Origin of the sequence: Polynucleobacter necessarius (genome assembly GCF_900095195.1) — a bacterium.
Classification (GTDB): Bacteria; Pseudomonadota; Gammaproteobacteria; order Burkholderiales; family Burkholderiaceae; genus Polynucleobacter; species Polynucleobacter necessarius_G.
In genome coordinates this window covers 734,184-747,990 of record NZ_LT606950.1, presented here as the reverse complement: position 1 = coordinate 747,990, position 13,807 = coordinate 734,184, and the positions used below count along the sequence as shown (strand labels likewise).

The 13,807-nt window shown below is 46.5% G+C and carries 12 protein-coding genes and 2 pseudogenes; 12 read left to right on the top strand and 2 right to left on the bottom strand.

Annotation, left to right across the window (positions count from 1 at the left end; translation table 11 throughout):
• Positions 1 to 4 precede the first annotated feature (4 nt).
• From nuoE to BQ1619_RS04185, 12 genes are all read left to right on the top strand, one after another.
• Positions 5 to 511, top strand: coding sequence for an NADH-quinone oxidoreductase subunit NuoE (nuoE, locus tag BQ1619_RS04240; RefSeq protein WP_114662427.1), 507 nt, complete (start codon positions 5 to 7; stop codon positions 509 to 511).
• Positions 508 to 1,806, top strand: coding sequence for an NADH-quinone oxidoreductase subunit NuoF (gene nuoF / locus BQ1619_RS04235; protein ID WP_114662425.1), 1,299 nt, complete (start codon positions 508 to 510; stop codon positions 1,804 to 1,806). The genes nuoE and nuoF overlap by 4 nt, the downstream gene beginning before the upstream one ends.
• A 31-nt stretch (positions 1,807 to 1,837) precedes the next feature.
• Positions 1,838 to 4,150 carry an NADH-quinone oxidoreductase subunit NuoG gene (gene nuoG, locus BQ1619_RS04230; protein WP_114662423.1) on the top strand — a complete coding sequence of 771 codons (2,313 nt, stop codon included), beginning with the start codon at positions 1,838 to 1,840 and terminating at the stop codon, positions 4,148 to 4,150.
• An 8-nt stretch (positions 4,151 to 4,158) separates the two neighbouring features.
• Positions 4,159 to 5,232, top strand: a complete 1,074-nt coding sequence (gene nuoH, locus BQ1619_RS04225) for an NADH-quinone oxidoreductase subunit NuoH (protein ID WP_114662421.1) — start codon at positions 4,159 to 4,161, stop codon at positions 5,230 to 5,232.
• A gap of 11 nt (positions 5,233 to 5,243) precedes the next feature.
• On the top strand, positions 5,244 to 5,735 hold the full coding sequence (nuoI, locus tag BQ1619_RS04220; RefSeq protein WP_114662419.1) for an NADH-quinone oxidoreductase subunit NuoI: 492 nt from the start codon (positions 5,244 to 5,246) through the stop codon (positions 5,733 to 5,735).
• Between the two features lie 21 nt (positions 5,736 to 5,756).
• On the top strand, positions 5,757 to 6,404 hold the full coding sequence (locus BQ1619_RS04215) for an NADH-quinone oxidoreductase subunit J (protein ID WP_114662417.1): 648 nt from the start codon (positions 5,757 to 5,759) through the stop codon (positions 6,402 to 6,404).
• Positions 6,401 to 6,709, top strand: a complete 309-nt coding sequence (gene nuoK, locus BQ1619_RS04210; RefSeq protein WP_114662416.1) for an NADH-quinone oxidoreductase subunit NuoK — start codon at positions 6,401 to 6,403, stop codon at positions 6,707 to 6,709. The genes BQ1619_RS04215 and nuoK overlap by 4 nt, the downstream gene beginning before the upstream one ends.
• Before the next feature lie 2 nt (positions 6,710 to 6,711).
• A complete protein-coding gene (nuoL, locus tag BQ1619_RS04205; protein ID WP_114662415.1) occupies positions 6,712 to 8,766 on the top strand; it encodes an NADH-quinone oxidoreductase subunit L in 2,055 nt (684 codons plus the stop codon).
• A 20-nt stretch (positions 8,767 to 8,786) separates the two neighbouring features.
• On the top strand, positions 8,787 to 10,253 hold the full coding sequence (locus BQ1619_RS04200) for an NADH-quinone oxidoreductase subunit M (RefSeq protein WP_114662414.1): 1,467 nt from the start codon (positions 8,787 to 8,789) through the stop codon (positions 10,251 to 10,253).
• 10 nt (positions 10,254 to 10,263) lie between these two features.
• Positions 10,264 to 11,763, top strand: a complete 1,500-nt coding sequence (nuoN, locus tag BQ1619_RS04195) for an NADH-quinone oxidoreductase subunit NuoN (protein WP_114662413.1) — start codon at positions 10,264 to 10,266, stop codon at positions 11,761 to 11,763.
• A 136-nt stretch (positions 11,764 to 11,899) separates the two neighbouring features.
• Complete coding sequence (locus tag BQ1619_RS04190; RefSeq protein WP_114662412.1) at positions 11,900 to 12,505, top strand: NUDIX domain-containing protein; 606 nt, start codon at positions 11,900 to 11,902, stop codon at positions 12,503 to 12,505.
• 61 nt (positions 12,506 to 12,566) lie between these two features.
• On the top strand, positions 12,567 to 13,052 hold the full coding sequence (locus BQ1619_RS04185; RefSeq protein ID WP_114662411.1) for a DUF1178 family protein: 486 nt from the start codon (positions 12,567 to 12,569) through the stop codon (positions 13,050 to 13,052).
• Between the two features lie 29 nt (positions 13,053 to 13,081).
• Here BQ1619_RS04185 and BQ1619_RS09125 read toward each other — a convergent pair.
• Together BQ1619_RS09125 and BQ1619_RS09120 are read right to left on the bottom strand one after the other, a co-directional pair.
• Positions 13,082 to 13,451: pseudogene (locus tag BQ1619_RS09125) on the bottom strand (aldehyde dehydrogenase family protein); the annotation flags it as partial.
• A pseudogene (locus BQ1619_RS09120) lies at positions 13,452 to 13,778 on the bottom strand (oxidoreductase); the annotation flags it as partial.
• Between the last annotated feature and the right edge of the window lie 29 nt (positions 13,779 to 13,807).

Sequence of the window (13,807 nt, the reverse complement as noted above, 5' to 3'; positions counted from 1 at the left end):
TTTCATGACAACAACGCTTCAACTATCCGAAAAAACGCTGGCAGATATTGCCCGTAACGTCGCTAAATATCCATCTGAGCAAAAGCAATCTGCTGTAATGGCATCGTTGATTGCCGCTCAAACTGAAGTGGGTTGGGTATCCCCTGAGGTAATCGCTACCGTTGCGCAAATATTAGAAATGCCAACGATTGCAGTAGAAGAAGTAGCAACGTTTTACAACATGTATAACACCAAGCCCATTGGGAAGTACAAGTTGGTGATCTGTACAAATTTACCGTGTCAATTAACGCACGGTGAAACTGCGGCAACTTACCTCAAAGAAACGTTGGGCATTGGTTTCAATGAAACTACGCCTTGCGGTACCTTTACATTAAAAGAGGGTGAGTGCATGGGTGCGTGCGGCGACTCACCAGTCATGTTGGTTAATGACAAGCGTATGTGTAGTTTTATGAGTAAAGAAAAGATTGATGCTCTTTTGAATGAGTTGCGTGCAGAAGGAAAGGCGGCATGACCAGTTTGCACGATCGTCACATTAAGCCATTGATTCTTGCGGGATTGAATGGTGAGAACTGGCGCTTAAAAGATTACGAAAGTCGTGGAGGCTATCAACAGTTACGTTGCTTGATTAACGACAAGGTGGCTCCAGACGCCATTATTGCGGAATTAAAAGCTTCTTCACTGCGTGGTCGCGGAGGTGCAGGTTTCCCGACTGGATTGAAGTGGAGTTTTATGCCGCGTCAGTTCCCTGGCCAGAAATATTTGGTATGCAACAGCGAAGAAGGTGAGCCCGGCACATTTAAAGACCGCGACATCATGCGTTACAACCCGCATGCATTGATTGAGGGCATGATTATCGGCGCCTACACTATGGGCATCTCAGCAGGTTACAACTACATCCATGGCGAAATCTGGGAAGTCTATTCCCGCTTTGAAGAGGCCTTGGAGGAAGCGCGTGCTGCAGGGTATCTGGGCGATAAAATTTTAGGCAGCGACTTCTCATTCCAGTTGCATGCAGCTCCATGTTGGGGTGCGTACATCTGCGGTGAAGAGACTGCTTTGCTGGAATCATTGGAGGGTAAAAAGGGTCAGCCTCGCTTTAAGCCGCCATTCCCAGCCAGCTTTGGTTTGTACGGCAAACCAACAACCATTAACAACACCGAAACATTTGCTGCTGTGCCATTTATCTTGGCGATTGGTGGGCAAGCGTACTTAGATCTTGGTAAGCCTAATAACGGTGGTACGAAGATTTTCTCCGTCTCTGGCGATGTAGTGCATCCCGGTAATTATGAAATTCCACTAGGCACACCGTTTGCTGAGCTTCTCAAGTTGGCGGGTGGCATGCGTGACGGAAAAGCTATCAAGGCAGTTATCCCAGGCGGCTCATCGGCCCCCGTCATTCCAGGTGCCCAGATGATGGATCTGACCATGGATTACGACAGTATTGCCAAGGCAGGCTCAATGTTGGGTTCTGGTGCGGTCATCGTTATGAATGAAACGCGTTGCATGGTGCGCGCATTAGAACGCTTATCGTATTTCTATCACGAAGAATCTTGCGGACAATGTACGCCTTGCCGTGAAGGTACTGGCTGGTTGTGGCGCATTGTTCATCGTATAGAACATGGCCAAGGTCGACCTGAGGATTTGGATTTGCTCAACGATGTAGCAGCCAATATCCAAGGTCGTACGATTTGCGCCTTGGGTGATGCAGCGGCAATGCCAGTGCGTGGCATGTTGAAACATTACATGGATGAATTTGCGTATCACGTAGAACATAAGCGTTGCTTAGATTCTGCTAAACCTTTGTAAGTTATTGAGCACGGGACATCTTAAAGTGAGTATGGTAGAAATCGAATTAGATGGCAAGACTGTAGAAGTTCCGCAAGGTTCGATGGTGATGCACGCCGCGAATAAGCTCGGTACTTATGTGCCGCACTTCTGCTATCACAAGAAGTTATCGATTGCGGCGAACTGCCGTATGTGCCTTGTTGAAGTAGAAAAAGCGCCAAAACCATTGCCTGCCTGTGCCACTCCAGTTACTCAAGGAATGAAGGTTTTTACGCATTCCGCAAAAGCTGTAGAAGCCCAGCGCTCCGTAATGGAATTCTTATTGATCAACCACCCATTAGATTGCCCGATTTGCGATCAAGGTGGTGAGTGTCAACTACAAGATTTGGCAGTGGGTTACGGTAAATCCAATTCTCGCTATGACGAAGAAAAGCGAGTGGTATTCCATAAGAATGCTGGGCCATTGATCTCTATGCAAGAGATGAGTCGCTGCATTCACTGCACACGTTGCGTTCGTTTTGGACAAGAAGTTGCTGGTGTGATGGAGCTTGGCATGATCAACCGTGGCGAGCACTCGGAGATCACGACTTTTGTTGGTCAAACAGTCGATTCAGAGCTTTCTGGAAACATGATTGATTTGTGTCCAGTTGGTGCATTAACCAGCAAGCCATTCCGCTATGAAGCGCGCACTTGGGAATTGGGTCGTAAGCGCTCTGTGAGCCCGCACGATAGCCTGGGCTCAAACACAACCGTTCAAACCAAAAACAACAAGGTAATGCGTGTCGTAGCTTTAGAGAATGAAGCTATTAATGAATGCTGGATTAGCGACCGTGATCGCTTTGCATACGAAGGATTAAACAGCGCAGACCGTGTCACTGCACCTATGGTGAAGCGGGGTGGACAGTGGTTAGAAACTGATTGGCAATCTGCGCTGGATTATGTTGCAAGCTCTCTGCAGAAAATCTCCGCTGAGAGTGGTGTGCAGTCGGTTGGCGCATTGGCGCATCCGATTTCTAGCACTGAAGAGCTCTATCTTTTGCAAAAATTAGTACGTGGCCTTGGCTCAAATCAAATCGAAACCCGTCTGCGCCAAGTGAATATTTCTGGAGCTGCTCCAGCACCATGGTTGGGTATGCCAATCGCTAAGTTCAGCGACCTGGATCGCGTCTTGATTATTGGTAGCTTCTTGCGCAAAGATCAACCGATTCTTGCCGCACGTTTGCGGACCGTTGTCAAGCGCGGCTTGCAAGTTGCTCGTATTGATGCTGGCGGCGATGATTGGTTAATTCCTTCATTCGGTATTGCTGCGGCTCCCGGCGCCTGGGTCAATACATTAGGCCAAGTTGCACTAGCGGTAGCAAAGGCGAAGTCAGTTGCTGCCCAAGCGGGAACGCCAAACATTGCTGTTTCTCCGCAAACTCAGAAGATTGCTGATGCACTGCTGTCCGGTTCAAACGTGTCCGTGTTGATTGGTTCTGCGGCAACTAGCCATCCTCAAGCAGCTGATTTGCATGTATTGGCGCAATTTATTGCACAACAGACTGGCGCAACCCTTGGATTTTTACTAGAGGGTGGTAATGCCGTTGGTGCATCGTTAGTTAACGCAAACGGCGCAGGTGTTGAGTCAGTATTGACTGGTGAGCGCCGCGCCGTCCTGTTAATGAACATTGATCCGGATTCGGATCTACCTAATCCTCAGCAGGCAAGAGAGGCATTAGCAAAAGCAAATACGGTGATTGCATTGAGCGCATTTAAGTCGGCAGACTTATTGGAAGTGGCTGACGTTATCTTGCCAATTACCCCATTTACTGAAACAGTGTCCACCTTTGTGAATGCAGAGGGAAGAGTGCAAACCATTCAGCCTTCTGTAAAACCTCTTGGTGACTCTCGTCCCGCATGGAAAGTCTTACGTGTCCTTGGTGGGTTATTAGGCTTAGATGGTTTCTTGTACAACTTGCCAGAAGAGGTGATTGGTGAGGCGCTGGGTGATAACTATTGCACCCGCTTGAATAACGATAGTTCAGCGGCGGGTGTAAGTAATAACCATTCAATTATGGTTGGTCTTGAGCGCTTAGCCGATGTCAATATTTATGCAGGCGATGCGATCGTGCGCCGATCATCTGCCTTGCAGTTGACTCGTGATGCTAAGCGCGGCAATCAAGCAGGTATTAATTCAACACTCTTTGCGGAATTAGGTCTTAAAGAGGGCGATAGTGTTACCGTGGCTCAAGGAAATGCCTCGGTTACATTGCCTGCAACTTTAGAAGCCAATTTAGCGTCTGGCGTTGTCAGACTCTCTGCTGGCACAGTGGTAAGTGCATCATTGGGATCAATGTTTGGTCCCGTAACGGTTATTAAGGCATAAGGGACGAGATGGATAATTTCTTGAACCTCATCACCACTCAAGGCGAGGCGATCTTTGACTCCCTTTGGCCTCTAGTTTGGGCATTGGTGCGTATCGTCGTTATTGTTCTGCCAATGTTCGGTTGCGTTGCTTACTTAACCCTTTGGGAGCGTAAGTTAATTGGCTGGATGCATATTCGTCTTGGACCAAATCGCGTGGGTCCTTTGGGTTTATTGCAACCCATCGCGGATGCATTAAAGCTGTTGATGAAGGAGATTATTTCTCCGGCACAAGCTAGCAAAGTGTTGTACTTCATTGCGCCAGTGATGGTGATTGCACCCGCATTTGCAGCTTGGGCAGTAATTCCATTCCAGGCTAAAATGGTATTAGCAGACGTTAATGCGGGCCTTCTTTACATCATGGCAATCTCGTCCATCGGTGTATATGGTGTCATTCTAGCTGGTTGGTCATCCAATTCAAAATACCCATTCCTTGGCGCCATGCGCGCATCGGCACAGATGATCTCTTATGAGATTGCAATGGGCTTTGCATTAGTAACTGTGCTGATCACTTCTGGTTCGCTAAACCTGAGCGCTATTGTTGCCTCTCAAGAGCAGGGTTACTTTGCGAGCATGGGCCTCAATTTCTTGTCCTGGAATTGGCTACCGTTGTTACCAATGTTCCTGATCTACTTTATTTCTGGTGTTGCAGACACCAATCGTCATCCATTTGACGTTGTAGAGGGTGAGTCGGAAATCGTTGCAGGACACATGGTGGAATACTCGGGCATGTCTTTTGCCATGTTCTTCTTGGCCGAATACGCCAATATGATTTTGATTGCTGCTGTTGCATCGATCATGTTCTTAGGCGGCTGGTTGCCAATTGTTGATTTACCTATCCTGCGTGATATTCCAGGTTTCTTTTGGCTATTCGGTAAGACATTCTTCTTGTTATCTTGTGTGATTTGGTTGCGCGCCACATTGCCGCGTTATCGCTATGACCAGATCATGCGTTTGGGCTGGAAAATCTTTATTCCCATCCCCGTATTTTGGGTGGTTGTTATCGGTGCATGGGTAGTATCCCCATGGAATATTTGGAAATAAGTTGACCTATCATGTTTAAGAAAATTTCCCAATTCCTCGATAGCTTGATACTGAAAGACATCTTGACTGGTATGTCCATTACCGGTCGTTATCTCTTTAAGCCCAAGATCACCGTTCAATATCCAGACGAGAAGACACCACTTTCGAATCGTTTCCGTGGCTTGCATGCTTTACGTCGTTATGAGAATGGCGAAGAGCGTTGTATCGGTTGCAAACTCTGTGAAGCGGTTTGCCCAGCCTATGCCATTACGATTGAAACGACAGAGCGTGATGATGGTACTCGTCGTACATCGCGCTATGACATCGATTTAACGAAGTGCATCTTCTGTGGCTTTTGCGAAGAAGCTTGTCCAGTTGATGCAATCGTAGAAACAAATATTTTTGAGTATTTTGGCGACAAACGTGGTGACTTGTATTTCACCAAAGAAATGCTCTTGTCTGTAGGCGATAAGTATGAAAAAGATATTGCCGCAAAACGCGCTATTGATGCGCCTTATCGTTAATCGAATCGAGCCCACATTACTATGACATTCGCTCCTTCTACATTGTTTGCGGTTTTCTTCTACGGCTTTGCTGGCCTGTTGGTAGTTTCAGCCTTGCGTGTGACCACGGCACGCAACCCTGTGCATTCAGCCCTTTTCTTAGTATTGGCTTTCTTTTGTGCCTCTGGCCTATGGATGCTGCTCAAAGCAGAATTCTTAAGTTTGGCGTTGATTTTGGTTTATGTTGGCGCCGTCATGGTGCTGTTTCTCTTCGTAGTGATGATGCTGGATCTAGATCTGGAACATTTGCGTCGTGATTTCAAGAAATTTTTGCCCGTAGCATTCTTAATGGCCGCTGTCATCGTTCTTGAGTTATCGATTGTGATTATTCGTAGCTTTATCGGAACTAATGCACCAGTGCAGCCGATGCCTAAAGAGGTAGCAGCCAACAATACCCAAGCATTAGGCATCTTAATTTTTGGTGACTACGTCTATGCATTTGAGGTGGCCGGCGTCATTCTATTGGTCGCCATGATTGCCGCAGTTGCCTTGACCTTGCGTAATCGCAAGGATTCGAAGTCTCAAAATATTCATGAGCAGGTAAATGTGGTAGCTGCTGATCGCATGCGAATTGTCAAAATGGATGCGGATATGGCTGCCAAGCAGGATGCTAGAGGAGAGAAGAAATGACCATTACTCTGGCCCACTATTTAGTCCTCAGCGCAATTTTGTTTGCAGCGAGCATTATTGGTATTTTCTTAAACCGCAAGAATGTCATCGTGCTGTTAATGGCGATTGAATTGATGCTTCTGTCGGTCAATATGAACTTCGTTGCCTTCTCTCACTACTTGGGAGATATGGCTGGTCAGGTATTCGTATTCTTTATTTTGACTGTGGCGGCTGCAGAAGCGGCTATTGGTTTGGCAATTTTGGTTGTTCTCTTCCGTAAGGTTGACACCATCAATGCTGAAGATCTTGACCACCTAAAAGGCTAGTCATGCAATTGACCTTAACTATTCTTGTTCTTTGTGCTATCCCACTGGCTCCGCTTGTTGGATCGATTATTGCTGGATTATTCGGAACCAAATTGGGTGGTAATCGTATTGATCACGGCGCAAGTCAGTTTTTCACTATCCTGGGTGTCACCATTGCCTTTGTACTGTCCTGCAATGTTTTGGCGCAAGTAATGGATGGTTTCTATTTCAACGGTACGGTGTACCGTTGGATGCGGTTGGGCGAACTGAATTTAGATATTGGCTTCTTAATTGATCCGCTAACGGCAACGATGATGTGCGTAGTGACTTTTGTGTCACTCATGGTGCACATTTACACCATTGGATACATGCACGGTGAAGAGGGCTATAATCGGTTCTTCTCATATATCTCCTTATTTACCTTCGCAATGTTGATGTTGGTAATGAGTAATAACCTCTTACAGCTATTTTTTGGCTGGGAGGCAGTGGGCGTTGTTTCCTATTTGTTGATTGGCTTCTACTTTGAGCGTCAATCTGCGGTGTTTGCCAATATGAAAGCATTCTTGGTTAATCGCGTTGGCGACTTTGGATTTATCTTGGGTATTGGCCTTTTGTTAGCCAGTGCTGGCTCGATGCAATATGACGTGATCTTTGCTCAGAATACGGCTTTGGCAGCACAGACGCTTCCCGGTACCGGCTGGAATTTATTAACCGTGGCTTGTATCTGCTTGTTTATTGGTGCCATGGGTAAATCTGCCCAATTCCCTTTGCATGTTTGGTTGCCAGATTCCATGGAAGGTCCAACGCCAATCTCTGCGTTGATTCACGCGGCAACGATGGTTACTGCCGGTATTTTCATGGTGTCACGCATGTCACCCTTATTTGAGCTTTCCGATGTTGCGTTGAGCTTCATCTTGGTCATTGGCTCGATTACTGCACTGTTCATGGGCTTCTTGGGTATCGTGCAAAACGATATCAAACGCGTGGTTGCGTATTCCACTCTATCGCAATTAGGTTATATGACTGTTGCACTAGGCGTATCCGCTTATCCCGTTGCAATCTTTCATTTGATGACGCATGCATTCTTTAAGGCATTATTGTTCTTGGCTGCTGGTAGCGTTATTTTGGGTATGCACCATGAGCAAGATATGCGTAAGATGGGCGGCCTATGGAAGTACATGCCGATCACATGTCTCATGATGATGTTGGGGAATTTGGCGCTAATCGGTACACCATTCTTTTCAGGTTTCTATTCAAAAGATTCCATCATTGAGGCCGTAGCTGCAAGTCATATTCCGGGTTCGAGCTTTGCTTACTTCGCAGTGATGGCTAGCGTATTTGTAACAGCGTTGTATTCATTCCGTCTGTATTTTTGGGTTTTCCATGGTAAGGCACGTTGGGGTCATGCGGATTCGCACGCTCATCATCATCAACATGCAGAGCAGGGTGATGATCACGCACATCATGGCCTAGCTCCAGGAGAAAAGCCTCATGAGTCTCCGTTGGTGGTTACATTGCCTCTGATTCTGTTGGCGATTCCGTCAGTGATCATTGGCTTCTACACCATCACACCTTTACTCTTTGGCACCTATTTTGGCGACTCCATTTTTATTGATTTGGCTCGCCATCCTGTCATGAAAGAACTTGCCGAAGAGTTCCACGGTCCTGTGGCAATGGCAATTCATGCGTTTACTTCTCCCGTTTTAGGTTTGGTAGTGTTGGGTGTTCTGACCGCAGCGATTGGTTATCTCTGGGCTCCAAAACTCCCAGAAAAGGTGGCGCAAGCATTTGCACCTATCAAAACATTGTTTGATAACAAGTACTACTTAGATGACTTAAATCAAGCGGTGTTTGCTAAAGGCCTCATTTGGATTGGAAGCATCTTGTGGCATCGCGGTGATCAAAAAGTGATTGACGGATTCTTTGTTAACGGTAGTGCCCATACGGTAGGGCGCTTTGCTGAAGTAATTCGGCATTTGCAATCCGGTTATGTATACCACTACGCATTTGCAATGATTGCAGGCTTGGCTGTATTGCTAGCTTGGGTTTTGTACGCTTACTTGCCTTTTGTTCGATAGGCCTTACTTAAGTCGCCATTATGATTCTTTCTTACGCCATTTGGACCCCGATTGTTTTTGGACTCATCATTCTGTTTTATGGGTCTGAGAAGCCATCGGCTGGAGTGCGCTGGTTAGCGCTGATAGGTGCAGTAATTGGTTTTATCGCTACATTGCCGCTAATCACGAACTTTGATATTGCCAACCCTGGCATGCAGTTTGTTGAAAAGATTAGTTGGATTCCGCGTTACGACATTAACTATTACCTCGGTATAGATGGCATTTCCGTATGGTTTATTGTGTTGACCGCATTCATCAATATCTTTGTGGTGATTGCAGCGTGGGAGGTCATTGATACCAAGGTATCGCAATACATGGCCTCATTCATGATCCTCTCGGGATTAATGATCGGCGTTTTCTGCGCACTGGATGCGCTGCTGTTTTATGTATTCTTTGAGGCCACTTTGATTCCGATGTACATCATCATTGGTGTATGGGGTGGTCATAACCGCATCTACGCCGCATTTAAGTTCTTCCTCTATGCCTTGCTGGGCTCCTTGTTAACGTTGGTTGCGATGCTGTACTTGTACAACGTGACCAATAGCTTTGACATCTTGGCTTGGCAAAATGCTCGCTCCGATATTGTTGAGCAAATTCTTTTGTTCTTTGCATTCTTTATGGCTTTTGCTGTCAAAGTGCCGATGTGGCCACTACATACCTGGTTGCCAGATGTCCACGTCGAAGCGCCAACAGGCGGTTCGGTTGTTCTGGCTGCGATTATGTTGAAGCTGGGTGCTTATGGTTTCCTTCGCTTCTCGTTGCCCATAGCGCCTGATGCCAGCCAATATCTTGGCCCATTCGTGATCTTCTTATCCTTAGTTGCTGTGATTTATGTTGGAGCAGTAGCGCTCGTACAAAAAGACATGAAGAAACTGGTTGCCTACTCATCAGTAGCGCACATGGGTTTTGTGACACTAGGCTTCTTCCTCTTTAGCCCATTAGGTATTGAGGGCGGTATTGTCCAAATGATCTCGCACGGATTTGTGGCTGGTGCTATGTTCCTATCGATTGGTGTTCTTTATGACCGTATGCATACCCGTCAAATTGCTGATTACGGTGGCGTAGTGCATCGCATGCCAGCATTTACGGCCTTTGCGGTCTTGATGGCAATGGCGAACTGCGGTCTTCCCGCAACTTCTGGCTTCGTTGGTGAATTTATGGTCATTTTGGCTGCGGTTGACTACGATTTTGTCATCGGTATTTTGGCTGCTACTACTTTGATCCTGGGTGCAGCGTATCCACTCTGGATGGTAAAGCGTGTTTTCTTTGGCGCTATCAACAACGCACATGTTGACGAATTAAAAGACCTCAATGTCCGTGAATATTTCATGATGACGGTGTTGGCAATTTGCGTGATTGGCATGGGCGTCTATCCCAAGCCATTTACCGACATCATTCATCCAGCCGTAATCAATCTGCTGCAGCATGTTGCTGTTAGCAAACTCTGAGTAAAAGCAAATGCAAGCATTCGACCTATACGCCATCCTGCCGGAACTCGTTTTACTTCTTGCCACTTGCTTATTGTTGGTTGCAAGTGTGTATGTTCGTGAAAGAGTTCCCTCAACTCCTGGCGTTGAGCAGGATATCTTCCATTCTCCACGTGGAGTGGGGTTTGTCTACTTCTTTTCATTAATATTGTTGGTCTATCTCATTTTTGCTTTCATGGGCAGAATGGGTGATGTATCCATTGTTGCCATGAATGGCTTGTTCCAATCAGACCCTTTATCCAATCTACTGAAGGCATGCTCTTGCGCAGCTGTATTGGTCAGCTTGGTGTACTCGAAACAATATCTATCGGATCGTGCATTATTCAGACCCGACTTTATTGTGATGGTCCTCTTGGCATTGTTTGGTCAAATGGTATTGATTTCTGGCGCCAATCTACTGACTCTCTACCTCGGTCTTGAATTAATGGCTTTGCCAATGTACGCCCTGGTGGCCATGCGCCACTCTAGTGAACGTAGTGTTGAGGCTGGCATTAAATATTTTGTCTTGGGTGCTCTGGCATCTGGTTTCTTGCTCTACGGCATGTCAATGTTGTACGGCGTGACTGGATCGCTTGATCTGATTGAGATTTTCAAAACCGTAGCTGATCCGCGCATCAATCATTTGGTGATGGCTTTTGGTTTGGTATTTATCGTAGCCGGCTTGGCATTTAAGTTAGGCGTTGTACCTTTTCATATGTGGGTTCCAGACGTTTATCAAGGTGCGCCAACAGCAGTGACATTGATGATCGCCGGTGCGCCTAAGATTGCGGCATTTGCACTTTTATTCCGTTTATTAGTAAATACCTTGCTGCCGTTGATGGGTGACTGGCAGCCGATGTTGGTCTTATTAGCGGTCTTGTCATTAGTTGTTGGTAACGTTACCGCCATTGCTCAAACCAATGTGAAGCGTATGTTGGCATATTCTGCGATTGCACAGATGAGCTTTGTCATGCTGGGTATGTTGTCGGTGTTTGATGATCATGCATTCAGCGCATCGGTGTTTTATATCATCACCTATGTACTAACAACGCTGGGTACTTTCGGATTGTTGATGGTCTTATCTCGCAAGGGGTACGATTGTGAAACACTGGAAGGCCTAAAGGGGCTGAACAAGAATCATCCCTGGTTTGCCTTTATCGGCTTGGTAATGATGTTCTCTTTAGCTGGGATTCCGCCAACGGTTGGTTTTGCCGCAAAGCTTGGTGTTCTTGGGGCTTTAGTTGACGCTGAACACACATTCCTGGCTATTATTGCTGTACTCGCTTCTTTAGTAGGTGCTTTCTACTACCTCAGAGTAGTTAAAGTTATGTACTTTGATGAGCCCGCCCATGAATCGAGTGTATCTGGTTCGGGTTTTGCAAAAGGCTTATTAAGCCTCAATACGATTTTGGTTTTGGTGATTGGTATTGTTCCGGCTAGCCTGATGAGTATCTGTTTGGACGCGTCGCGTCGGACATTGCTAGGTTTATAACGAGAATCCCAAGCGAGATTCGATAGCAAAAGGCTCCTTTGGGGGCCTTTTGAATTTCTGCCTGATATAAATTCGATGACACCTGAATGACATGGTTTTCAGGTACAATTAAAAATAGTTCGTTGAAAGTATATTCATGACTGAAAAATCGTTTGCCGATTTACCAAGTGGGGATACGCATTTACGGGAAGAGCGTGTTTCTGGTGAGGATATTTATGGCGGAATATTCCTAAATATGAAGCGTGATCAGGTTCGGTTACCCGATGGGCAGATAGCAGCGCGAGAATATTTAACACACCCTGGTGCAGTAGCGATTGTGGCTTTGTTAGATGATGGCAGGGTATTGCTGGAGCGTCAGTATCGCTACCCCGTTGACAAAGCCTGCATTGAGATTCCAGCTGGCAAGCTAGATCATGGAGAGGATCATCTGCTCTGTGCCCAGCGTGAGCTGGAAGAGGAGACTGGATATACCGCTAGGAAATGGAGCTACATACGCCGCATACATCCTGTGATTTCCTATTCGACCGAGTTCATCGATATTTATTTGGCTGAGGATTTAGTGCCTGGTAAAAGTAAGCTTGACGCCGAAGAGCTTTTGGATGTTTTTGCGGCACCTTTGGAGCAGCTCTTGACGTGGATCGAAGAAGGTGAAATTACGGACGTAAAAACGACCATTTCAGGGTATTGGCTGGACCGATACCGCCGAAGGGCTGGTAAACTCCCAAGCCCATTAAATAGGTAACTTTAATTCCTATTAAAATAGGGATTATTGAATTTGGTATTTTTGCCACTATATAGGTCTTATGAAAGTCTATAACCTCGCATGTCCCTTAGATCACCGCTTTGAAGGGTGGTTTTCCTCTGAAGAGGACTGTCTTGCTCAGCAGAAGCGGGGGATACTGGCTTGCCCAATTTGTGACAGCACCCAAATCAGTCGGATGCCTTCTGCGCCGCATATCGCAAAGTCCTCGTCTACGGCGGTAACTGCGCCGAGCGAGGACATTGGAAATTCGAGTGGCGAGGTTGTGGCTTTGACGGGTAATGATCATTCACAACTAGAGGCTCAAGTACAGGCCGCCTTTTTGAAGGGTATGCGTGAGCTGATGGGTAAACCCGAGGACGTTGGCCCTGCTTTTGCAGGGGAAGCTAGAAAGATTCATTACAAGGAAGCCCCTGAGCGCAGCATTCGTGGTCAAACCACTTTAGATGAAGCAGAATCATTGCGAGAAGAGGGTATTGAGGTGCTCGCAGTTCCAATCATACCTGCTTTTAAAAATACTCTTCAGTAATATTGTTGGGCACCATACAAAAATAATGCCTACTTGGAGGTAGGCATGACAAACTCAGCACCTTTTGCGATGCTTTCTGGCCAGCGTTGCATCACACTTTTTTGTTTGGTATAGAAGCGCACACCTTCTTTGCTGTAAGCGTGCATATCGCCAAAGAGCGATTTTTTCCAGCCGCCAAAGCCATGCCATGGGCGCTGGAATGGGAACGTTAATACCAACCATGCCAACTTGAACTCGGCGAGCAAATTCACGGGCAATATTTCCGTCGCTCGTGAAACAAGCAACCCCATTGCCGTACTCGCAAAAGTTGACTAAATTCAATGCATCGGTAAAGTTGGCAACACGCACACAGGACAAGACGGGCCTAAAGATCTCTTCTAAATAGATCTTCATGTTTGGGGCATGTGCCAATTGAATAAATACAGGTGTTGCTGGAACTAACTTTCGCGCTCGAATCAATTTATCCCTAAGTGCTGCTTCAGTGCGGTCATCCCATAAACCTAAACAAGCTGGTGTAATTCTCGCCTCCGGTGTGACACCGGTAGCCTCAATAATGAAAAGTGCTGCACCACTATTTAGAAGATTACCCCAATGCATTAAATGCCAATCGGTTGCCTCGCCGTTGGACGCCGAATATTGGCACATCGGTGCCACCACAATTCGGTTAGCGAGCCCCAAGGGTCCACGGGGAGAATTGAGGGTGTATGGGCTAAATAATAGACTCATGCTGATGCCTTTAAGGACGATATGGGGTC